This is a genomic window from Paenibacillus sp. FSL E2-0177 (assembly GCF_037992975.1).
Classification (GTDB): domain Bacteria; phylum Bacillota; class Bacilli; order Paenibacillales; family Paenibacillaceae; genus Paenibacillus_AQ; species Paenibacillus_AQ odorifer.
On sequence record NZ_CP150307.1, the window covers coordinates 5,492,823 to 5,516,213 of the forward strand.

Annotated in this window: 21 protein-coding genes; 7 read left to right on the forward strand and 14 right to left on the reverse strand. The window is 44.7% G+C overall.

Translation table 11 applies throughout. From position 1 onward, the window contains the following. Entirely contained in the window at window positions 1–765 is a 765-nt protein-coding gene (locus MHI25_RS24530) for a DUF421 domain-containing protein (RefSeq protein WP_076130399.1), read from the reverse strand. A 226-nt stretch (window positions 766–991) separates the two neighbouring features. Here MHI25_RS24530 and MHI25_RS24535 point away from each other — a divergent pair, with 226 nt between their 5' ends. Next, window positions 992–1,384, forward strand: a complete 393-nt coding sequence (locus MHI25_RS24535; RefSeq protein WP_036677660.1) for a TIGR04086 family membrane protein — start codon at window positions 992–994, stop codon at window positions 1,382–1,384. Between the two features lie 94 nt (window positions 1,385–1,478). Further along, on the forward strand, window positions 1,479–2,318 hold the full coding sequence (locus tag MHI25_RS24540; RefSeq protein WP_248549480.1) for a phosphatase PAP2 family protein: 840 nt from the start codon (window positions 1,479–1,481) through the stop codon (window positions 2,316–2,318). A gap of 95 nt (window positions 2,319–2,413) precedes the next feature. On the opposite strand, the gene yajC is transcribed toward MHI25_RS24540, so the two are convergent. The 11 genes from yajC to MHI25_RS24595 form a co-directional block, all read right to left on the reverse strand. Continuing rightward, window positions 2,414–2,734, reverse strand: a complete 321-nt coding sequence (yajC, locus tag MHI25_RS24545) for a preprotein translocase subunit YajC (RefSeq protein ID WP_036677664.1) — start codon at window positions 2,732–2,734, stop codon at window positions 2,414–2,416. A gap of 50 nt (window positions 2,735–2,784) precedes the next feature. Then, window positions 2,785–3,921 carry a tRNA guanosine(34) transglycosylase Tgt gene (gene tgt / locus MHI25_RS24550; RefSeq protein WP_036677666.1) on the reverse strand — a complete coding sequence of 379 codons (1,137 nt, stop codon included), beginning with the start codon at window positions 3,919–3,921 and terminating at the stop codon, window positions 2,785–2,787. Window positions 3,922–3,942: 21 nt separating this feature from the next. Beyond that, on the reverse strand, window positions 3,943–4,971 hold the full coding sequence (gene queA, locus MHI25_RS24555) for a tRNA preQ1(34) S-adenosylmethionine ribosyltransferase-isomerase QueA (protein ID WP_076130401.1): 1,029 nt from the start codon (window positions 4,969–4,971) through the stop codon (window positions 3,943–3,945). Between the two features lie 9 nt (window positions 4,972–4,980). Next, complete coding sequence (locus MHI25_RS24560; RefSeq protein WP_340394515.1) at window positions 4,981–7,080, reverse strand: SpoIID/LytB domain-containing protein; 2,100 nt, start codon at window positions 7,078–7,080, stop codon at window positions 4,981–4,983. 32 nt (window positions 7,081–7,112) lie between these two features. Further along, the gene (gene ruvB / locus MHI25_RS24565) at window positions 7,113–8,120 is read right to left on the reverse strand and encodes a Holliday junction branch migration DNA helicase RuvB (RefSeq protein WP_036677672.1); all 1,008 of its coding nucleotides are present in this window, start codon (window positions 8,118–8,120) and stop codon (window positions 7,113–7,115) included. Window positions 8,121–8,156: 36 nt separating this feature from the next. After that, the gene (gene ruvA / locus MHI25_RS24570; protein ID WP_036677675.1) at window positions 8,157–8,774 is read right to left on the reverse strand and encodes a Holliday junction branch migration protein RuvA; all 618 of its coding nucleotides are present in this window, start codon (window positions 8,772–8,774) and stop codon (window positions 8,157–8,159) included. Next, entirely contained in the window at window positions 8,771–9,274 is a 504-nt protein-coding gene (gene ruvC / locus MHI25_RS24575) for a crossover junction endodeoxyribonuclease RuvC (protein ID WP_036677679.1), read from the reverse strand. Before ruvC ends, ruvA begins: the two co-directional genes overlap by 4 nt. Before the next feature lie 245 nt (window positions 9,275–9,519). Further along, entirely contained in the window at window positions 9,520–10,245 is a 726-nt protein-coding gene (locus MHI25_RS24580; protein WP_076130403.1) for a BofC C-terminal domain-containing protein, read from the reverse strand. A gap of 830 nt (window positions 10,246–11,075) precedes the next feature. Then, a complete protein-coding gene (locus MHI25_RS24585; RefSeq protein ID WP_340394516.1) occupies window positions 11,076–13,202 on the reverse strand; it encodes a CocE/NonD family hydrolase in 2,127 nt (708 codons plus the stop codon). An 11-nt stretch (window positions 13,203–13,213) separates the two neighbouring features. Further along, window positions 13,214–14,374 (reverse strand): membrane dipeptidase, encoded by a 1,161-nt coding sequence (locus MHI25_RS24590; protein ID WP_340394517.1) that lies wholly within the window; start codon window positions 14,372–14,374, stop codon window positions 13,214–13,216. 14 nt (window positions 14,375–14,388) lie between these two features. Beyond that, window positions 14,389–15,363, reverse strand: coding sequence for an ornithine cyclodeaminase family protein (locus tag MHI25_RS24595; RefSeq protein WP_340394518.1), 975 nt, complete (start codon window positions 15,361–15,363; stop codon window positions 14,389–14,391). 182 nt (window positions 15,364–15,545) lie between these two features. Between MHI25_RS24595 and MHI25_RS24600 the strand changes: the two genes are divergently transcribed. The 3 genes from MHI25_RS24600 to MHI25_RS24610 all read left to right on the forward strand — a co-directional run bounded on the left by MHI25_RS24600 (window position 15,546) and on the right by MHI25_RS24610 (window position 19,276). Then, complete coding sequence (locus tag MHI25_RS24600) at window positions 15,546–16,481, forward strand: aldo/keto reductase (protein WP_340394519.1); 936 nt, start codon at window positions 15,546–15,548, stop codon at window positions 16,479–16,481. Window positions 16,482–17,002: 521 nt separating this feature from the next. After that, on the forward strand, window positions 17,003–18,193 hold the full coding sequence (gene fabV, locus MHI25_RS24605) for an enoyl-ACP reductase FabV (RefSeq protein WP_340394520.1): 1,191 nt from the start codon (window positions 17,003–17,005) through the stop codon (window positions 18,191–18,193). 162 nt (window positions 18,194–18,355) lie between these two features. Continuing rightward, window positions 18,356–19,276, forward strand: coding sequence for an aldo/keto reductase (locus tag MHI25_RS24610; RefSeq protein ID WP_036687494.1), 921 nt, complete (start codon window positions 18,356–18,358; stop codon window positions 19,274–19,276). A 210-nt stretch (window positions 19,277–19,486) separates the two neighbouring features. On the opposite strand, the gene MHI25_RS24615 is transcribed toward MHI25_RS24610, so the two are convergent. Then, window positions 19,487–20,269 (reverse strand): hypothetical protein, encoded by a 783-nt coding sequence (locus MHI25_RS24615; RefSeq protein ID WP_340394521.1) that lies wholly within the window; start codon window positions 20,267–20,269, stop codon window positions 19,487–19,489. Next, complete coding sequence (locus MHI25_RS24620; protein ID WP_312148451.1) at window positions 20,266–21,207, reverse strand: ABC transporter ATP-binding protein; 942 nt, start codon at window positions 21,205–21,207, stop codon at window positions 20,266–20,268. Before MHI25_RS24620 ends, MHI25_RS24615 begins: the two co-directional genes overlap by 4 nt. Window positions 21,208–21,363: 156 nt before the next feature. Here MHI25_RS24620 and MHI25_RS24625 point away from each other — a divergent pair, with 156 nt between their 5' ends. Together MHI25_RS24625 and MHI25_RS24630 are read left to right on the forward strand one after the other, a co-directional pair. Next, complete coding sequence (locus MHI25_RS24625) at window positions 21,364–22,101, forward strand: LytTR family DNA-binding domain-containing protein (RefSeq protein WP_076193193.1); 738 nt, start codon at window positions 21,364–21,366, stop codon at window positions 22,099–22,101. Further along, window positions 22,094–23,374 (forward strand): GHKL domain-containing protein, encoded by a 1,281-nt coding sequence (locus MHI25_RS24630; protein ID WP_340394522.1) that lies wholly within the window; start codon window positions 22,094–22,096, stop codon window positions 23,372–23,374. Before MHI25_RS24625 ends, MHI25_RS24630 begins: the two co-directional genes overlap by 8 nt. Window positions 23,375–23,391 lie beyond the last annotated feature (17 nt).

Below are 23,391 nucleotides of genomic sequence, written 5' to 3' on the forward strand. Positions count from 1 at the left end.
CTATCTGTTGTCCAAACGGTCGACATAAATTCTGCCCTTATGATCTATGGAGCATAGAAATACATTTTTGAAATCAGATACTCCTTTTTGACGAATTTGAGTTCTTAACCAAAATCTGGTTTTTCCAATCATCTCTAAATTCTGATCCTGCACCTTGCCATCCATAATCAGAGGGATTGGAAGTCCTTCATATCTGATCTTATTCTTCGGCAGCTCTATCTTACGGTTCTTATTTCCTTTATTATCGTCACTCTTTTTATGCTCAGCAGCTGCACTGCTATTGCCTGATGGGTTAGAGGATGAACTCCCCTTCTCTTTCTCGAATACGGTTAGCTGTCCACTAGGCTCCAGGATTGCAAATTCCACGTCAGCAGGACTGGCGATGTTCTGTCCACGCAACTGCTGCAGCAGATCATCAATATTATATCTCTGCCTACGCATTTCGCCCCGGTGCAGCTTGCCGCCAGAAATGAGTATGCTCGGTTTGCCGTCCATTAAAAGTCTGAGCTTTCTGCTCTTAAGACTGAGCTGAGCCACAATTACCTGTATCAACACCAATGTTGCCATCGGAACGACTCCTTCATAGATCGGCCGATTAATATCCTCAAGCACAAAAACAGCAATCTCAGCAATCATGATGGAGATCGTTAGATCAAATACAGACAGCTTACCTATTTCCCTCTTCCCCATGATGCGCATACACAGGAATATGAAGAAATACATCAGCACGGTCAAGAAAATATGGGTAGAGATATGCTGGAACATATAGCTTCGCTCCCCTCCATTCTCACCCGCAGACTTGTTTCCTCGGGTGGATTAATGTAACCCTATTCTGACCGCTCTGTGCAGGGAACATTCGGAAGCCGGCATATTAATTAATGGTAAAAAGGCTGCAATGCCCTTTCTTGTACTATTGGGGCAAGCCATCCCATACAATGAATAATAACTATGTTGATTCTTTTTCCTCAAAAAAACTTTAGGAGGTTGTACCATGTATTTAATCCGGCGCATGTTCTCGTGGAGAATAGCCAATCCTGTGTTATCTGGCCTATGTCGATCATTCCTTTGGATGCTGATGGGTGCGTTTGTCCTCTCACTTTTGTTATGGGGCAGCAGTCTGAAGGAGCAGGATCTCTCAATGTACACATACATTGTACACGGCATAGCTGCAGCATTCGGAGGACTAACCGCCGGTCGCAGAGCCACGAGCAAAGGCTGGTATCAAGGAAGTCTTACAGGCGCATTTTATGGAATTATCGTTCTGTTGATCGGTTTTTTGGCACTGGACAGCGCACCCTCTGGTGTGGATCTGCTATGGGTTCTGGCAGCTGCTGCAATTGGCGCTCTCGGCGGAATGTTTGGCGTTAATTTACAAAAAAGCTAAAATTATAATTCCATTAAATTCGAAACATTCCTTGAAAATATGTTAAACTGTGATCATCTGACTTCATTAAGAGATCAAGGAGGCTTCGATTGCTTTGTTTTACCAATCAATGAACCATATTGTTTTGTACACAGTTGCATTAGTAGTGATATTAGTATGGATTGGCGCTAAACGTAATCCACTCATGGCATTGGTTGAAATTGGGAAAGAGATGCTGCGATCCTATAAGTTTTTGTTGCTGATTGCAGGAATGTTTGGCGTATTAGCCATAAATAAATATGAACTGCAAATTGAACAAAAAATGCATCTTACCTCTGATTATACGCCGTTTATATTTGGTCTAGAGGGTCATTTTGTCCAAGCCGTTCAGGATATATTCTACAGTCCATGGTTAACACCGATCATCGTCTTTTTCTACATTTTCATGCTTCAGTCTGTTCTAGCAGCATCATTAGGGGTCTATCTGTTAGATAAAAACCGGGTGATGTTATATGCCACCTGCTATGCTATTATTATCAACTATGCCTTGGCGATTCCATTCTATCTTTACTTCCCGGTAAACGAGGTTTGGTCCTATCTGCCAGCGGGCGTCAAATTTACTATGCTGGATGTATTTCCGAAATTCGAACAGGAATATAGACCGCTATCCGGTCTCAATAACTGCTTCCCGAGTCTACATACGTCCATATCTGTTACAATGGCACTTCTGGCCTTCCGTTCAGGGAACCGCCGCTGGATGGCCATCACTAGTATTTCCGCAGTTGTAATCGTCTTTGGAATTTTCTATCTGGGCATTCATTGGCTTACAGATATGATTGGTGGAACCTTGCTAGCTGTACTAGCCTCTACAGTTGGCGTTCAACTCGCCAAATTAACTTTGCGGGGACGTGAAGAGTCGCTTACCGTTCCGAGCCGCGTAACAAATGTACGTTAAAGTTAAACTGCTAAATCTTAATAACCTTAAAGATCAAAAAAGCGGTGTCCTCTCCAATGAGAAGACACCGCTTTTTATGTACTTAAATAACAATTCTATACTTTCTCTTCGACATCCGTCGCCACAGCGTGGCTGATGGAACCGCGATCAAAAGTCAGCTTAGTTACATCGTTGACCCGCAGAACCACGATATCATCGGAAATCTCCATGATCGTACCGTGAAGTCCTCCAATAGTAACGATTTTATCGCCCTTTTTCAGAGCTTTCAACATTGCGTTACGAGTTTTGGTCTTCTTTTGTTGCGGACGAATCAGCAAGAAGTAGAATACTACAAACATAAGGACAAAGGGACCTACCAGGCCTAGTATACTACCTCCACCACCTGCGCCAGTTGCATATTGAAACGATTGAATCATATTTCTCCCCCCTTTCAAAGTACATTAAAGCATGACTCTTAAATCAAACCCTAAAAGCCTTTAAGATTATCATATAATCCGTATTTGGCAAAAAACTCATCGCGAAAATCAAGCAGCCGATCTTCTTTGATGGCTTCACGCACTTTACGCATTAAATCCAACAAGAAGTGCAAATTGTGGTATGTCGTCAATCGAAGTCCGAAGGTTTCATCGGCTTTGATTAGATGGCGCAAATAAGCGCGGGAATAATTCCGGCATGTATAGCAATTACACTCCGGATCAAGCGGCCCAAAATCACGGGCATACTTAGCGTTGCGTACAACGAGTCTTCCCTGACTGGTCATCGTTGTTCCATTACGGGCAATACGAGTAGGCAAGACACAATCGAACATGTCTACTCCTCGGATTGATCCTTCCAGCAGCGCATCCGGTGAACCCACGCCCATCAAATAGCGAGGTTTGCCTTGTGGCAGCAGGGGAACTGTATAATCCAGCACTTCATACATTAGCTGCTTGGACTCTCCGACGCTGAGCCCCCCAATAGCATACCCCGGGAAATCCATGGAAGTCAAATCAGCCGCGCTCTGACGGCGCAGATCTTCATACATGCCCCCTTGCACGATAGCAAAAAGACCCTGATCGTTAGGACGAGCATGACTTTTCAGGCAACGTTCTGCCCAGCGCGTGGTGCGCTCCAGTGATTTTTTCACATAATCATATTCGGCCGGGAATGGAGGACATTCATCAAATGCCATCATTATATCTGAACCCAGAGAGTTCTGAACCTCCATCGCTACTTCCGGAGACAGGAATTTCTTATCCCCATTTAAATGGGAACGGAAATGAACTCCTTCTTCCGTAATCTTGCGCATGTCGCTTAACGAGAATACTTGAAACCCGCCGCTGTCTGTCAGAATCGGGCGATCCCAGTTCATGAACTTGTGCAGTCCACCAGCTTCACGAACAATATCATGGCCTGGTCTTAGAAACAGATGGTAAGTATTGCTCAAAATAATATGGGCATCCATCTCTTTCAGCTCTTCAGGACTCATAGTCTTGACTGTAGCTTGTGTGCCGACTGGCATAAATGCTGGTGTCTCAATCACACCATGTGGAGTGTGGACTCTTCCAAGTCTGGCTCCGGATTGTTTGCACGTTTTGATGTGCTCATAAGTAATTGCTGCCATAAGTTAACCCATCCTCTTACCTTAATAAATAAACATTGCATCTCCAAAGCTAAAGAATCGGTACTTCTGCTCTATCGCTTCTTCATAAGCAGCTAGAATATGTTCCCGACCTGCCAAAGCGCTAACCAACATAACCAAAGTAGACTTTGGCAGGTGGAAATTGGTAATTAGCGCATTTACTACACTGAACTTATACCCTGGATAGATAAAAATATCCGTCCAGCCGCTGCATTCCACAAGCGGACCACCTTCACATTGTCTTCCGACCGTTTCAAGTGTCCGACAAGACGTTGTACCAACTGCAATAATACGGCCGCCTCGTGCCTTAGTAGCATTTATGGTATCTGCCGTTTCTTGAGACATTACGAAATACTCAGAATGCATAACATGCTCTTCAACCTTCTCTACAGACATCGGACGAAAAGTACCGAGACCTACATGAAGGGTGATATAAGCGATATTTACACCCTTAGCCTCAATCTGTTTCAGCAATTCTTGGGTAAAATGAAGCCCTGCGGTAGGCGCAGCGGCCGATCCCTCATGCCGAGCATACACAGTCTGATATCGTTCACGATCATCCAGTGTTTCCTTAATATAAGGTGGCAACGGCATCGTTCCCAGCCTGTCCAGAATCTCCTGAAAAATACCCTGATATATGAAACGAAGCGTACGGCCACCCATATCAGCTTCATCCTCGATAACGGCACGAAGCTCATCACTAAAGATGATCACCGCGCCTGTCTTGAGCTTTTTCCCTGGCTTTACAAGTGCTTCCCAGCGATCATCCCCAAGATTCTTCAGGAGAAGCACTTCCGCCTTAGCACCAGTATCTTCTTTCACTCCAAACAATCTCGCTGGAATGACTCTCGTATCATTTAGAACAAGCGTGTCTCCGGGATTAAAATAATCAATAATATCGGTAAAATGCCGGTGAGCCAGCTCTCCATCCTCCTTATTCACTAGAAGCAGTCTAGAAGCACTGCGATCAGCGAGAGGTGTCTGGGCAATCAATTCTTCCGGCAAATGAAAATCATAAGCATCTACATTCATGGTCTGTCTTCATTCCTTAACTATAGTAACGTTCTTATAATAGTGTTGCAATATTTGCTTGTAATCATACCCGCTGTCCGCCATGCCTTTCACGCCCCACTGCGACATGCCTAGACCATGGCCGTTGCCTTGTCCAATGAACAGAAAGCCCGAGCTGTTAGTGATCACTCTGGCCGCAGAATCTCCGCCCATCACTACAGTTCCACTGCCATTCACATTAACCTTCCCCGATGCGGAAAGCACGCCAGCACTCTGCGAGCTGCTAATTGTGGCGGTAGCGCCGTCAGCGCCTAATACAGTATAACTTCCGGGTGCCACAATATCAAACAATGTACTAGGTAATCCATTAAACGCGGAGCGGAACATATCAGGATATTTCACATTCAGAGCCTGACCATTAGCTTTCACCTGAATCGCTCTTCCAGAAGGACCGCGCTGGGTGACCTGCAGGTTAGAGATGCTGGAAGGGAGCGTGCTTGTTGTTTTACCCTGCAGGCTTTTTAGAAGTTCAGCAGAGGTATACGGCCCTTTGATCCAGCTATAGCTGCCAGACTCATATACTTTATCCAGAGCCACAGCGTTCTCACCCGGATTCAGCTTTCCGACTGCACTAACACTGCTCTCAATAACTGGCAGAGGACGTATATTCACATCTTTGGTTGTAGCGGTAACTATATCGAGTCCGGCAGCGGTTTTGCTGCCCGTCAATTTAATATTATCTTCACGTGCATAACCAGAGGTACCATTCGCAAGCAGAACATAATACCACTTCTTAGCAGCAGCAGCCGAAACATCTTCAACGCTTGGAACACTAGCAAATACATCGCCACCATTCGCCCAAACCTCTGAAGGGTCAGCTGTCATACCTCCACTATTGGAAGAAAATACAGCCTCAACAACTTTACCACCACTCATCAGCACTTCACCAGCAGTAGTATCTACAGCTTTGATAATGGAGGGAGCTTCAGACCCGATTCCGTTATATACCTGACTAAGAGTGGTATCTACTACATTCGCTACATCAAAACGGTTGCCTTGGGACAGCGCATAGCTGCGGGCGGCGACAGCCTGAGCTTTTAGCGCTTCTTCTGGCCAGCTGGAGGAAACCTCTCCTCCAACTACGGCATACAAATATTGCTCCAGCGGCACTACATTAATTACAGCCAGCGATTCGCTCAAATTGCTCAGTTCCAAATTTCCGCGATATGTACGCTTGGATCTTTCCACTAACTGAATCCCAGCCTCGCTGCCTGCAGCAAGAAATTTAGCATTGCTTCCAGAAACCAGATAATGATCGGCTTGAGTTTCACTGCTAAAATCCAGTCCGGCATCCTTACGCAGTATTAATCCGGGCGAGGTCGCCACCGAAACCGTAAATTGTGGTGCCGCCGTAGACACAGCGGCCTGAACAGCTGTTAAATCACTATCGTTGGCAGCTTCGCCTACCCATACCTCTACTTGTGCACTGCCATCGTTTCCTGCCAGAAACACCTTCCAAGCATCCAAACCAGCTGCAGTGAGGCTATTAAGCGCCACATCTGCTTCCTGCTCCGAAGAATAGCGGCCAGCTGATAAATGTTTATTACCTTTCACTGCTGGGGTTTGGTCAGCAGGAATGCTCAACCCTGCTTTGACTACACGGGTAAGCCCATCCTTGGCAGCTGCTTCACTAGCATAGACGCCCGTGTACAACTGATACACAGTCGCTCCATTTCTGGAGATTGCAAAAATCTGCGGTTTATCGGAGGTGGATTGGAGCTTTTTAGCTGCATCCGCTGCTGTCTGCCAGCTTGAAACCTCCATCACCTTAACTCTATATCCGTCCAGACTTACACGAATTTGCTTCTGTGCTGGGACAGACACCAAAGGAGCACTTCCTGCTTGATCCGACAGCAAAGTAAAGCTTTGCGTTGATAGCAGTGTTACTGCTGGCACAGTGGATTTATATTTACTTCCAATATCAGCATAAAGAGCAACTCGTATCGTGCTATTAGAATCGGCATGACTGGCACCCGCAGGGATCAGGAAACTTCCTACAGCAAGCGCAGCCGCAAGCAATCCTTTGCTTAGCGGGGCGACCCCTCTCCATTTCCTCTTCGTATGCTTCATCCAGCATCCTCCTTTATAATTGTAGTGACGAACTAGTGCTGCTCCGGAGGGAGCGGAAGCCCTAAATGATGATAAGCGGCCGGGGTTACAATTCTTCCACGCGGACTCCGCTGCAAGAAACCTATCTGCAGCAGGTACGGCTCATATACGTCCTCAATCGTCTGACTTTCCTCACCAATCGTAGCTGCAATCGTATCCAGTCCTACAGGACCGCCGCGAAAGCTTGAAATCATAGCACTTAACATCTTGTGGTCAATACTGTCCAGCCCACGCGGGTCCACCTGAAGCATCTTCAATGCTTCCCCAGAAATTTCAGGAGTTATAATTCCATCTCCGCGCACTTGAGCAAAATCACGGACCCGCTTCAATAAGCGGTTAGCAATCCGCGGCGTGCCCCGCGAACGAAGCGCGATCTCTTCTGCTGCATCGCCAACAATCTCAATGCCTAGAAGATCCGCATTTCGAGAAACAATGTAACTCAGCTCATCTATGTTATAGAATTCCAGGCGACTGACCACTCCGAAACGATCACGCAGTGGCGCAGACAGTAGTCCTGCCCGGGTTGTGGCACCTATCAGTGTGAACGGCGGCAAATCCAATCGTACCGAACGGGCACTTGGCCCTTTGCCGATCATGATATCCAGCGCGAAATCCTCCATCGCAGGATACATAACCTCCTCGACCGTGCGGTGCAAACGGTGAATCTCATCGATGAAAAGCACGTCGCCTTCCTGCAGATTCGTCAGCAGAGCGGCAAGATCGCCTGGACGCTCTATCGCAGGGCCGGAAGTTGTTCGCAGGTTCACACCCAGCTCATTGGCGATAATATTAGCGAGCGTTGTTTTGCCGAGACCCGGAGGTCCGTACAGCAGCACATGATCCAGCGCTTCGCTTCTCATTTTGGCCGCTTCTATATATACTTTCAGGTTTTCTTTCACCTGAGTCTGGCCGATATATTCTCCCAGATAACGAGGGCGCAAGCTTAGTTCTACCGCCTGCTCATCCATCATCAAATTCGCGGATATAATCCGGTCATCCATTTCCTATCGCTCCCTTTCTTTAGGATGTGTACGGCTTTACTTAGCTATATATAGCAGCCCTAGTGCTTTCTTCATCAGCACATCTACAGTTCCTGTCTCTGCTCCCTCTTTCTTCAACGCGAGCCACACGCGGTCCAATTCGCTTTCGGTATAACCCAGCCCCTTAAGCGCATCCCGCGCCTCTTGCCAGGCCAATCCATCCGTTGCTTCCTCCGTTGGCACTGCAAACAATCCCGTTTGCATTGAAGCCATACTGAGTCCGTCCAGCTTGTCCTTCAAATCAAGGATCATACGCTGTGCCGTCTTTTTGCCAATGCCCGGTAATTTCGTTAAGAACGTTATATTCTCTTGATAAATCGCTGAAATCAACTGATCCGGTGTTCCACCTGTCAGGATTCCAAGCGCAACCCTAGGACCGATGCCAGATACCTCTATCAGCTTGCGGAACAATTTTTGTTCCTCACGAGTCGGGAACCCAAATAATAGCGTAGCGTCCTCACGTGTTTGGTAATGAATATAGATCGTTACAGGTCCTTCTACTTTAGCAAAAGCATAAGGATTCGGGCAGAATACCCGGTATCCTACTCCCTGCACATCCAGCACCACATATTCCGACTCCAAATGAACGACGGGTCCTCTTAAGAAATCTATCATTTTCGCAATACCTCATTTAATTTAGAATTAAGACTGCTCGAATGGGCATGGCATACCGCTACCGCCAGCGCATCCGCCACATCATCGGGTTTCGGAATCGCCGATAGCTTCAGCAGCAGCTTCACCATTTCCTGGACCTGCCGTTTCTCAGCCTTACCATAACCCACAACAGCCTGCTTTACCATCATAGGTGTATATTCCGAGACGGGGAGACCCCGTTGTACTGCAGCTAATATAGTCACACCGCGGGCCTGCGCCACTGGCAATGCTGTAGTAACGTTGCGAGCGAAAAACAGCTTTTCTATCGCCACAGCATCGGGTTTATATTTATCAATGAGCTGACCCATGCCTTCATAGACATGCAGCAGTCGTTCTTCTTCAGGCGTATGAGCCTCAGTCTGAATACAACCATATTGGACGGGGGTCAGTTTATGTCCTTCCTTATCCACAAAGCCAAAGCCGACGATCGCCAGCCCCGGATCAATTCCCAAAATACGCAAACACGATCTCTCCTCTATAACAGGCAGATTATTCCACCGTTTTCATCCATTCCTCCGCCATGAAGCGAACATATGTATTCCTTCTAACCATTATAGCAAAAATCGCCCTTCCGGGAGAAAAAAAGTTTACTGTTTGCAGCGAAATGGCAACTTTAGGCCTACAGCTAAGACTCTTCCCCGTTTCATTTCACACAAAAAAGCTGCCCTCAGCCATTAGTAATGACTTTAGGACAGCTTTATCAAAGCTATTGCTTGTTCTGCATGACATGCTCAGCAGCTTCGCGGGCATAATCACTGAAGGTAGACAGCACACTGTTGTACTCTTCAATATCCTGAACACGAATCCCCTCATGAAGCTCTTTCCAAATATTTTCCGGCAATGAGGATTTCAGGGAACCCATATCCATTTGAAAAAAAGTCTTCAGTACCTTCTCCTGAACTGGCGGACCTTTAAACAAGGTCAAATTCCCAAACGCATCTACACCAATGTAAGCTTCATTTTTTATCATTGTCGATAAATCATTCACTTTTTGTTCCAGCCACAAATCCCCTTCTGAACTAATCCAACCGCTCCATTCAGGGTGTTCATTGATTATAGTCTTCAGCTGCAGCGGGTTCTTTACGCCCGGCAACGTCTGAATCTCTTCTCCGGACACATAGGTTGTTTTTAAATGAACGGTTCTGCTGAGCCCACTTTGGGTGATGGTTTGCAGCAGTTGTTCATTATTTAAAGTGCCCTTCTCTTTTGCCTCATCACTGTCCTCGCCTACTTTAAAGACAGCTGCGGCCAGCTCACTATCGGCACTATCCGCCCAGCTAGAATTCGTCAGCAGTCCACTGATTTCCTCAGGTACCTGCATACTGCGCCAAGCCAGTACAGTAAAAGCTATACAAGCAGCTCCTACCCAAAGCGCCTTTTTCCAACGTCTCCATCGCCGCCAAAGTTGTTTTTTTAAGCGAAACGCGTTCACGTTAATCCCTTCATTCTGGTTTTTCCCTATTGTGACCTAAGAAGGGAGCATTTATGCGCTTTTCTGTGAATAATCGACATTTCTCCAAAAATACAAGGTTGACCTTGCAGTATAGTTCAAGATTTATGGTATAAGTCTGGAAGGGGGATTCTGGGGAGAGGTTTCACATACCGGCCTTAGGTGATACCTATTTCATGACGATCGACCATTTCTTGCACCAAAGCTTTTGCTTCGCCAATAGACTATTAGTTCTTAGTGCGCTATGCCATTGGATTGGGCGATGGCGTTTGGGATGGTGGCGATGTAGGCGTTCTGCGTTTGCGTGCTGGGGAATGCGTTCTGGTGCTGGGAGTATGTGTTCTGCGTTTGCGCGTTGTGCGGAGTGGATCTAAAACTAATTAGGGAAAAACTCCCTGAAAGTAGGAGAAATTTGCTCTAAATGAACGAAACCAGGGAATTCCTCCCTAATAAATAGGCTGTTTTCCTTATTTCCGGGGAATCAGACATAAAATTAGGGAGTTTTTCCTCAATTATATGCCTGACGACCAGAATCCTAAGAATTTCAGGGAGAAATTCCCTAATCGCTCTATAAGAGTTTTACTTTTCGCTTCAATTGAAGCATAAGCTCATTCTTCACTTTTTGTTTCACCTAGGCCTCACTCGGTGTTCACTCGGTGTTCACTCGGTGTTCACTCGGTGTTCACTCGGTGTTCACTCAGTACTCTCTCGGTACGTCACTTGAAGCATCATTTGTCATCAAATGCAGCTTCAGCTTCAAGTGTTAATTCCCTTTACCTTTGTTCAGCCCCTTCTTCGTATTAAAATCACATTTAAGCGTTAGGAACCACCGGCAGCTTCACATGGCTCGGATACTCACGATTATGGTAAACAGTCTGCAGCACAGTAATCGCTTCTGAATCTTCATACGGATTACTGCCTGTATTTGTATTAGGGAAAGCAACGAATTTACTGGACGAAGTAATCGAGAACCGAATTCGGTGCCCCACAGCAAATCTATGAGCAATATTCGGCATGAAAATATCATATTTCTCTACCTGCCCGGGAATCAGCAGCTCAGGCGCTTCCAATCCATGACGGTATTTAGCTCTGACAATATAATTGGATAACCGGATAGAGTCCCCTTGTTCATTCACGTCACTAAGCGTAACAACCCAATCCGTATCTTTGCCAGTGCTGGCAGCATAGATAACCGCAGACAATTCTCCGGCCACAGTCAGCTCATCCGTCAGAATATCACTAGTGTAGACAAGGATATCATTGCGCAGCTCGTATTTTCGCAAATTCTCAGGCTCTCGTTCACCGCTATCATTCATAGGATCATGAGGATTATAGATATAAGTATCTTCAGGAGAATGTTCCTCAGGCGCTGCAAGCAGTTGCCCATCCCCTTGTCCTGAATTCGCTCGCCCGCCGCTGGAAAGGTAGAAGGAAGAAGTTGTGGCTTCAGCAGGTGTCCAATCCGCGGACGTTCTCCACTGATTTTCACCAACAACATAATAAGAGGCTCTAGGCTCCTGATCTATTCCATTTGGAATGCCTTTGAGGAATCGGTCGAACCAGCGCAGCACAGAAACATCGTAATCATAGACTACGGCATCATTGCCGAAGCTCACGCCTTCGTAGTCTCTAGCTCTGTTCGGCCCGTGCTCCCAAGCGCCCAGACGGATTTTTCGATTTGGCACATCATGTTCTGTTAGCATTCTCCATGTTTCCGATACGCCGGCGCTGTCGCCGTCATACCAGCCTGAGATAACATACATAGGCACCTGCACCTGATCACCGCGCTCGGTAAAAGTACAGTTTTTCCAGAAATCATCATACTCCGGATGCTGGCTCCACAGATCCCATGGACCTGATGTTTTGCCAATCATTTGCTGAGGGATCTCTTTAATCGGTCTTGCATCAACGGCTGCTTCCGGATTCACCGTAATGCCTCCAAAGATATCAAAATCCGTCCGAGTACCCACAGATTGAGCAAGAGTCCAAGAGAGCAATGGCCAAGAACAAAGGGTTCCCCCTTTGCGAACGGTATCAACAAATGGAGAGCCCACGTTCACTTCATCCACAACCGCCTTCAGATTCGGGTGCCCACTGGTGGCCGCCGCCACAACAACAAAACCTAGATAGGATGCGCCCCACATGCCGACGTTGCCATCCGACCATTCCTGAGCAATAATCCAATCAATCGTATCATAACCGTCATCCCGTTCATTATAAAAAGGAATCAGTTCGCCTTCCGAATCCGCCCGACCTCTAACATCCTGCGATACTACTGCATAACCTTTATTGGCCCATCTCATAAAAATCTCTTTTTTTCCGTTGCGGTCATAACATGTTCTTACGAGAATTGTCGGCAGCTTAGTTCCAGGCTTAATGCCCTCTGGTAAAAAAACATCTGTCGCCAACTTCACCCCATCGCGCATCGGAATCAGATCAGTACCCAAATCGTTTACACCATATTCTGCCTTGGATAGAAGAGGATCGTCGTAGGCCACTAACGGAGTCAGCTTCTCATAACCTGCTTTAACCATAAGCTCAATACCATACCGATTCGGCGTTAAAAAAGCGATAATCTCCCCGTCCAAAGTCACAATGTCCAGAGCCGTCTCTTTGCGCAGCGCCCATACTTGTGAGGTCAGTTCGCGGCCTTCAATCTGCGCCTGATACTGGATATGCTTTTGATAGATATCGCCATTACTCAGCACTACCTCGTCTTCTGCCCATTCTGCATTAGCATAAGCATCCAAATGTTTATGGATTTTTTGAAGCGGGAGTACGGTCTTGAACTGTCCATCCAGCACATTGTCCTGCATTTGCGTTCTTCTACGCGGATCGACCTTAGCTAGCATGATCTGTTGCTCTGTAAAATGAATTTTGCCTGTATAAACACCAGAAAAGTAGACGTTAAATGTAGATGTGTGTAAGTAGGTTGTCATCTGTTTATCCCCTATCCGCAAATTTCTTCAAATACGCGCAGCCAGTTGCCGCCCATGATCTTAGCAATATCTGCATCCGCATAACCGCGGGCAACCAAACCTCTAGTAAAGTTAATAAAATAACTATATTTCTCAAGTCCAGCAACGGTTTCTGTAGAAGGTCCGTCTCCTTTGGCGAATCCAAGCTTGGGTGCGATATGTTCTTTAAAATAAACCAATGACCAGAGCACATCGCTCATCGGCCAATCCGTTCCAATTCCGACATGATCCACGCCTACAAGCCGGATTACATATTCGATATGATCCAGCACATGGTCAATAGTTGTATGTTTAGGATCTTCATGAACAAACCAAGGCATAGCAAAAATACCAATAACTCCACCCGTCTTGGCTATCGCGATAATCTCCTCATCACTTTTACAGCGCATATGCGGATAGATCGCCTCTACACCCGTATGTGAAGCAATCACCGGAGTTGTGGAATAAGCGCAGGCATCTAACGTAGTCTGTTTCCCGCAATGCCCCGTATCTACAATGATCCCCAGCTTGTTCAAGCGTGCAATGAATCTTTTCCCAAAATTAGTGACCCCGGCGTTCGATTGTTCTGCGCAGCCCGCCCCAATCTGGTTCTGATTGTTGTAGGTCAATTGTATAATTCTTAATCCGAAGTTATAAAGTACATCTAATTGATCGAGATTCGTGCCCAGACCATCCGTTTCTTGTGCTGTGATAATGCCCGCTTTATAACCATTACGCTTGGCAGCACGTATGTCTTCGGCAGTTAAAGCTTTGATTAACCAATCTGCAGAATCAAATTGCAGCTGTACCTCTGCCATGCTTGTAATGATGCTGTCTAAGGATTCTAAATGAAGTTCGCGGTTCCCTGCTGTAATTCCGGACTTGTACCACTCTTCCTTATACTCAGGGATCTCTCCGCTCGCAGATAGCTTTGTGATGATTTTTGCAGGCATACCGCTGTATACCATTGGCTCATCTTTATAAGGCTCACATAATTCTTTGATTCTGTCAGAGATAGAGTCTGGAATCGCGCTTGGAGATAAGGGGCCTTGAAACAGCAGATCGATAATAATGTTCTGCTCATGCAAGCGTTTAGCCCGCTCCTCCTCTTGCTCCGTCAACTTGAAATCATACAGGCCTTCATAAGTGCTCATCGTGTAGTCGCTCCTTAGAATGCAATTTCAGTGCCTTTATGTAATCTAACAGCTTCATTATATATAAAATTAGCTGCTGCTAAATCCTCTATGGCCAGCCCTAATCCTTTAAAAAGAGTAATGTCAGCTGCGGACCTTCTGCCCTCGATAGTGCCACTGATCAGCTCACCAATCTCCCCGACAATATGATCTGCTGTAATTTTGCCTTCGTTCAGCGGGATTAAATAATCACCAGATTCATTCTGAGCGGATTCCAGCCGATCTACATATAACTTAGCTAATTGGACGGTCTCCGAATCCAGCTCACGATCATTGGGTCTGCATGCGCCAACAGCATTGATATGTACACCCGGTTTCAGCCATTCTCCCTTGAGCACAGGTTCGGTGGATGCTGTCACGGTACAAATGATATCCGCTGCGCTGACTGCCGCTTGAACTGTCTCCGCAACAATGATCTGCACATCATATTTTTGGCTCATCTCCATTTGGAAATCCTGTGCCTTTGCCAGCTTCCTGCTCCATACTTTTATCTCACGGATGGGTCGAACCCGCAACATCGCTTCCAGATGACTTTTTGCTTGTTCCCCAGTTCCAAGAAGAGCAAGGATTTCAGCATCCTCTCTGGCCAGATATCGGGTTGCTGCTGCACTGACTGCCGCCGTACGAATGGCTGTAATCTTTTGTCCATCCACTATAGCCTTCAGAACACCCGTAGATGAATCGAATAGGGTAACAAGACCTTGATGAGAAGGCAGGCCTGAACCATGATTGCTGGGAAATACACTGATGATTTTGGCACCAGCTACCTCTTCATGCTGCAAATAACCCGGCATTAAGCCGAGCAGATTGCTCTTTTGTAAAGGAAGCACTTGTCTTAAGCTTTGTACCGCTTGTCCAGCGGAAAGAGCCTTCAAAACAGATTCCATAACGGAGATGCAAGATTCCATAGCTAACAGTTCGGCCACTTCATTTTGATTAATGACTAGCATAAGACGGACCTCCTTCTCCTCATCATGATTGCACGAACGCAAATATAAAATTTTCTTACTATCATAACTTATCCGGTTTAAATATTCATGTATAAAGCTGGAAGGCAAAATTTGTCCTGACCCGAGTTATTCTCTATACTTAATATAGTACGTATTATATTTTAAGGAGCTGACTATTGATTATGGCTAATAAAATAACTTTAGGAAAAACCAATCTGCAGGTTCTCCCGCTGGGTCTGGGTGCCAATGCTGTTGGCGGGCATAATTTATTTCCGGGTTTAAATGATGAAACCGGCAGAAATATTGTGCGCAGCGCTCTGGATCATGGGATTAATTTTATTGATTCCGCCTTTATTTATGGACCAGGAAGATCCGAGGAACTGATTGGCGAAGTGCTGAAGGAAAGAGGCGGCCGCGACAATGTGGTCATTGCTACTAAAGGCGCTCACGTGATTACCGGTGACAAGATTACACTCGACAACTCTCCAGCTTTTCTAAGACAGTCTGTAGAAGACAGCTTGAAACGCCTCCAGACCGATTATATTGATCTTTACTATATTCATTTCCCTGATGAAAGCACACCTAAGGACGAAGCTGTAGGTAAACTTAAGAAGCTGAAGGATGAAGGGAAGATTAGAGCCATCGGGGTGTCTAACTTCTCCATTGATCAGCTGAAAGAAGCCAACAAAGACGGTCATGTGGATGTTCTTCAATCCCACTACAATCTGCTGCATCGTGATGCGGAACAAGATTTGCTGCCTTATACGCAGGAGCATGGCATTTCTTTCGTGCCCTATTTCCCACTTGCGTCGGGTCTGCTGGGCGGCAAATATAAGCAAGGCGATACATTCAGCGACATTAGAAAAAATGACCCGCTATTTCAAGGGGAGACCTTTGCCAAGAATCTGGAGAAGGTGGACAAGGTTCGTCAGATTGCCAATGCCAAAGGTGTCGAAGTCGCACATGTCGTACTTGCCTGGTATTTGACCGTACCTTCCATCGATGCGCTTATTCCGGGCGCCAAACGTCCTGAGCAGATCGTTTCCAACTTAGAGACGCTGAAGGTGCAGCTGACACCAGAAGAGATCAAAACTATAGATTCCATATTTAAGGCGTAATCTAGCCTCATTAGATTAAGGGGTTGTCCCATGGCCACGAAATGGCTGCTGGGGCAGCCCCTTTTGTGCTTTGGTTCATCGGATGATTCGGGTTAGATAGTTCGATTGCCACGATTCGTAAGATTCGTCATTCGTTCGTTTTATTTCCTTCGTACGTTCGGTCGACCTATCACAGCTCCCCGCACAAGGCCCCTATCGGACACAGTTGACCCTTAACGCAGCATTTATTGCACATTTGGAATTCCAACGGACCTCATAGCCGCTATTGGCACGAAATACACCTAATATGAACCTTTTTCTAAGCAATAACGTCTCTGGGGTCCGAAACCCTGCTGAAAAGGCGATAAATTTGCATATAACGTCATCTGGGTCCGTAAGCGGCAGCGGATGGCAGTCGATCGTAGTGGAGAGCAGTCATTCTTCTCCAATATCCTAAATTCTTTGTATTAGTAAATATTGTTTGCTATACTTTCTCTGAAGTAACATTGGACTTTAATTTTTATAAAAAGGGGAATTCCTTGATGATTATTCAACCTAAAACTCGCGGATTTATATGTACAACAGCCCATCCAGAGGGATGCGCCAAACAAATACAACAACAAATTGAATATGTAAAAGCACAAAAGAAAATTGAGGGACCTGCTAATGTACTAGTCATTGGCGCTTCTACCGGATACGGACTAGCTTCCAGAATTTCAGCCGCTTTTGGTGCGGGCGCCAACACCATTGGTGTTTTCTTTGATAAAGCTGCTGAAGGTCAACGTACAGCTTCTGCTGGCTGGTACAACTCCGCAGCTTTTGAACAACAAGCAGCGCAGCTTGGACTTAAATCTCATAGCATAGTTGGCGATGCCTTCTCCGATGCTATCAAAGAGAAGACCATTGAATTGATTAAAGCTGAATATGGCTCAGTTGATTTAGTTGTCTATAGTGTCGCTTCACCACGCCGCACTCATCCGGTAACAGGAGAAACCTTCTCCTCCGTCATTAAACCAGTGGGAACCGCTTATTCGAACAAAACCTTGAACTTCCATACAGGTGAAGTTTCCATGACCACTATTGAGCCTGCCTCAGAAGAGGAAGTACGTCAGACCATCGCAGTTATGGGCGGCGAAGACTGGAGAATGTGGATCGATCAGCTTCAAGCAGCTGGCGTGCTTGCCGATGGAGCTACAACCGTTGCTTACTCCTACATCGGGCCTGAAATCACTCACCCTATCTATCGCGACGGAACGATTGGTCAAGCCAAACATGATCTGGAACAAACAGCGATCCAACTGAATGATCGCCTGTCCACTCAAGGTGGACGTGCTTTTGTTTCCGTGAACAAAGCTCTGGTAACCCAATCCAGCTCCGCGATTCCTGTAGTCCCTCTTTATATCTCTGCATTGTATGAAGTAATGAAGGAAAAAGGGCTGCACGAGAACTGTATTGAACAAATGTACCGTTTATTCTCTGAGCATCTTTACAGTGGGGGCGAAGCTACTGCTGACGGAGGCTGCTTGATCCGAATTGATGACTGGGAAATGCGTGAGGATGTTCAGACTGAGGTTATGAAACGTTGGGACGAGCTGACAACCGACAATGCAGGTGAGCTTGCTGATCTTGAAGGCTACCGCCAAGATTTCTTTAACCTGTTTGGTTTTAGAACAGAGGGTGTAGACTACGAAGCTGACATTGATCCTAATGTCGACATTCCAAATATGTATTAATAACTGATCTATAGACAAATGAGGTTGTCTCTGAAGTAGTGAATTCTACTGATGAGATAACCTCTTTCTCTTTTAGATAGACATTGGCTTACCTCCCCTCTTTATGATATGGTTTGATTGAATACTGCATGTTCTACTAACATTCGAAGGAGTGAGTCACTTTTGGTTAAAAAAATTAGTGTAGCAAACGGCGCACTTGAGGTGTCACAAATTTCGCTTGGCTGTATGCGGATTGCTGATTTATCTGCAAAAGAAGCAGATACACATGTACATAGTGCCCTCGAGCTTGGAATAGACTTTTTTGACCACGCCGACATCTACGCAGCTGGCAAAGCCGAGGAAGTATTCGCAGGTGTACTGGAGAACAATCCGGGTATGCGTGATAAAATGATGATCCAAACCAAATGCGGAATCCGCAACGGTTTTTTTGATTTCTCCAAGGAACATATCCTGCAATCCGTAGAAGGCAGCCTTAAGCGCTTGAAAACAGACTATATCGACGTCCTACTGCTTCACCGGCCTGATACGCTGTTCGAGCCAGAAGAAGTCGCTGAGGCTTTTGATATTCTGGAAAGCAAAGGTATAGTCAAACACTTTGGTGTCAGCAACCAGAACCCGTTGCAAATCGAGCTGCTTAAGAAAAATGTAAAGCAACCGCTGCTGTTCAACCAGCTGCAATTGAGCATTATGGTCACTGGCATGATTGATACAGGTTTCAATGTGAATATGACTAACTCCGGTTCAGTTGTTCATGATGGCGGGATTTTGGAGTACAGTCGCCTGCATGACATGACCATTCAGCCTTGGTCGCCTTTCCAATATGGCTTCTTTGAAGGCGTATTCTTAGATAACGATAAGTTCCCTGAATTGAACGAGGTCATTAACCGCTTAGCAGCTGAAAAAGACGTAACCAATACAGCGATTGCCATCGCATGGATTCTCAGACATCCGGCAAATATGCAGCCTGTCGTTGGCACAACTAATACGCAGCGCTTGCGTGATATTGCCAAAGCTTCCGATATTACTCTCACTCGGCAAGAATGGTATGAAATCTACCGTGCTGCCGGCAATGTCCTTCCATAAACACCTAAAGCCACGAGGTACGTTATTAACGTACGCCGTGGCTTTTTTACCAGAGAGCGATTCAATCCTCACGTTCTAGTAAAACTAGATAGACAGCGTCAAGATATTCGTATACTCACAAAAAGAACACAAAAAATAATAACTACTACCGAAATACTTAAGATCATAGTGATTCTTTTGTTATCCTTTTTCATAATACATCCTTCCTCTCTATAGATGCACATCTCTCTTTTCAAAAGAAATTAAGGCTACGCTCAAACAAACTCCTATGATTACAACAGGGATTAGGATCATACGAACACCCTCGTTTAGGGTATATATTTCATGTGAATTTACAGCAGAGAATTTAAAAATTTGCGTCGTTAGCGTATTTTTAGAAATCACTCTCAGATATACATACGAAGAGTCTTTCAGATAACCACTGAGCAGAAAATCGCCAAATACAAAAACAAACGTGGCAATAACAGCGGTAGCCGATTTTTTCATCAATACTCCTAACAACAGCACGACAGCGGAATAAGCTGCGAGATACAAAATATTGAATCCAATAGCCCCCATAGCAACGATAAACTTCCCCTCTAAGCTTTCATTTCCGATATGGGAACCCGTAACAAGCGCTGCCAGCATATACAATACATAAAAAAGACCAAAAAATTGAATTACCCACCATAATACAACTTTTAATTCGGTCAGATATTTTCCCAGTAAATATAATGACCTGCTCTGACCCGAAGCGATAATGGTTTGAACCGACCCATACTCAAATCCCTCGGTAGCAAAAAAACAAACGTAAATCGGGATGATAAAATACAGAAAAAAAGATAACTGAATGCTAGTGATTAAAGGCTCTAAAGGACCATCTATATCAAATCCTACTTGTACCCCCATCCAAACCAGTAATAAGGCACTTCCAAACAGCAAAAGAAGACTTATCCCCTTGAACATGGGATCCTTGGTTACATAATAAGCTTCAGCCTTAAGAAAATTACTCATTCGTTACCTCCAGCAATTAGATCCATATAATAGTTCTCAAGATTTGGAGCCGACAGGTTAATCCCTTCAATATGGATGCCCCGCTGTAGAAAAAAAGACATCAGCTCTTCCAGATTTGTACTCTCTTTAGGAATTTGAATTTCTCCAGCTTCGCTGATCGTAATGGTTTCTAGTTGGAGTTCACTTTTCAAAATCTGAAGCGTCGCTGCGGGATCAGCCGTTCGAATACAGATCTTAGTTTCCGCCGTATGCAAGAGTTCCTCCGCAGAAGCTTCTTTGATTAACCTTCCTTTATGAATAAAACCGTATTGGGTCGCTAGTAGCTGCAACTCACTTAAAATATGACTGGAGATTAGTATAGTCACTCCTTGTTCTTTAGATAGCTTCTCCAGGATCTTTCGCACTTCTACAATGCCTGACGGATCAAGACCATTAATAGGCTCGTCCAATACCAGAAATTTGGGATCGTTAAGTAGAGCAATAGCCAGACCTAAACGTTGTTTCATCCCAAGGGAGTATTCTGAGGTTAGCTTAGAACCGGCATCTGCCAGAGAAACTGCCTGCAATACTTCCGCAATTCTGCTCTTATCCTTAATCCCAAACGCACGGCAATAAAACGTAAGATTTTGCTTCGCATTTAGATTAGGATAAAGCGCTGGCCTTTCAATTAGAAATCCAACCTTTCGCCTCGCCTCGTGAACAGCTTTTTTGTCCTTTTTTTCAAAAAGAGAGATTTCGCCATGTGTCGGATGTACCAATCCGCCTATTATTTTCATTAATGTAGTTTTACCTGCCCCATTTTCGCCAACAAACCCATAAATATCTCCTGCCCCAATCGTCATATAGACATCCTGAAGCGCAAAAGACTCTCCGTATTGTTTGCTTAAACCTCTGGCCTCAAAGATCGTTTGAGTCAAATCAAACACTCCTCTTTTCACTTTTCCACATCCTAACATGTTGTCATGAACACTACATTCAAACTGTAACAATCAAGTTAGTTAATGTAATTATTAAGAAGGATTTGTATAATGTGACTTATATGGTCGACAAATTCCCGGATATTTTGGACAATTCTTGTCGAAAGGAATGATAAAGTGATACGTATTGCTGTCTGTGATGATGACTTTCCCACTACTGAATTAATAGAGAGACTTATTCTGGAGACTCAAAGGAATTTCACAAGGAAAATAGAGGTGTCGATCTTTTATTCCGGAGAAAGCTTCACTAAGGCCATTCAAGAGGCCTGCGCGTTTGATATTATTTTTATGGACATTGAAATGGCGGATATGGATGGAATAAAAGCTGGGTATGTACTGCGGGGAAATGATGAAAATGATCTAGTGCAGCTTATCTATGTCTCTAGTCATGATGAATATCATCTGCAACTCTTCGATGTTCAGCCCTCGGGATTTATAAAGAAACCTATCGATTCAGAGATATTTAAGCAAAAACTGATTTCTACGATTGAAAAAGTAATTCGCAAGCTGCAGCAAGGCAAAAAAAACTTCTTATCACTACAGCAAAAAGGAAAAGAAATTCTAATCCCCTATCGAAATATCATCTATCTGGAAAGCAACCGGCGGAGAATTATTCTTTATTCCTGCAACGATCAACTCGACTACTACAGTACACTAAACGAGGAAGAGCAGAAGCTTCCTGTGAGCGATTTTGTCCGAATCCATCAATCCTACATCGTTAACTTTTACTTTATTAAAGAAATCAGCAACCAGGGAGTAATTCTCCTTAATGGCGAAGCCTTACCCATTAGTGCAAAATATAGTGCCGATTTTAAGAAAAAATATCTGAAATTCAGGGGGAGTCTTGTTGGATAATATCTTTCTGGAGGAGTTATTCTATCTAGTAACGCTTCCACTTTTACCTATCATCATTCATTACTTCTACAGCCATTGTTTCGTTAGCCGACTTACCACCAAAGCCAATCTTGTTATCGTGTACTCCCTATATTTCCTCTGTATTGTCTTTCTGCACTATAGCTCACTGCCAGGCTCAATCCTACTCACACTCAATATTGGCCTGATTGCTCTCTTATCTTTTTTTTACAATGGAAATATCAAATGGCGGATCGTTGCCGCTCTTTTTCTGGTTGCGCTTATTACGCTTAGTGAGTTATCACTACCCCTATTTTACTCGACAAAGGGATATATTCTGAACCAGTTTCTTTCCAAGCTGCTGATGTTTATATTAGCTTTTGTATCCGTGCGCGTAGCTAAAGCCTTTGGAAATGGCGGGTTATCTAAATGGTATTGGGTTCTATTATTTATTTGCCCTTCTATAAGCACACTAGGGATCTACATCTTCGCATCCAGCCTTTATATGCAGTCCTTCCCTACCCTTGTTCCAATCCTGTCCACAGGACTACTCATTATAAATTTATTGATATTTATCTTATGTGACCGTATGTTAGTTATCCAATCTGCGCTGAACCAAAGTTATTTACTTGAGCAACAAAATGCTTACTATGTAAATCAATATCTTTTGACAAAAGAAGTACAGGAAGAATCTTTTAAGTTCCAGCATGATATTAAAAATATTCTCATAGGTTTACGCGCAAAGGTACAATCCGGTGAAGCTGCCAATCTAAATGAGTTGGACAACTTACTGGGGCAAATAGACAATCCAATAGGCGTCAGCAATAGCGGGAATACGATTATTGATTCCATTATCAACTACAAGCAGCAGGTCGCTGAGAAGCATCAGATCCCCTTCAAGTTAGACTTGAACATCCCTGCACAGCTGACGCTCGACACCACAGTTATCAGTGTGATTTTAGGAAATGCACTGGACAATGCCATTGAAGCTTGTTGCGATAAAAGAAATGAAGAGTGCTATATAACCATACATATGCATTATCTTAATGAAAGCTTGTTCATCCGGATTCAGAATCCTTATGTGAATGAAATTCATACGAATCGTTTTGGCGACATCTGCTCCACAAAAACTAATAAATCCGTTCATGGTATAGGCTTGAAAAGTATCCAGAAGGTCGTAGAGGATAGTAATGGTTTAGTAGATATTTCATATAACAATAATCTATTTCAAGTCGAAATTGTTCTTTTTATGGTCCCCTGTAAAAAAAGGATTTAGAAGCTTATCATAAGCTT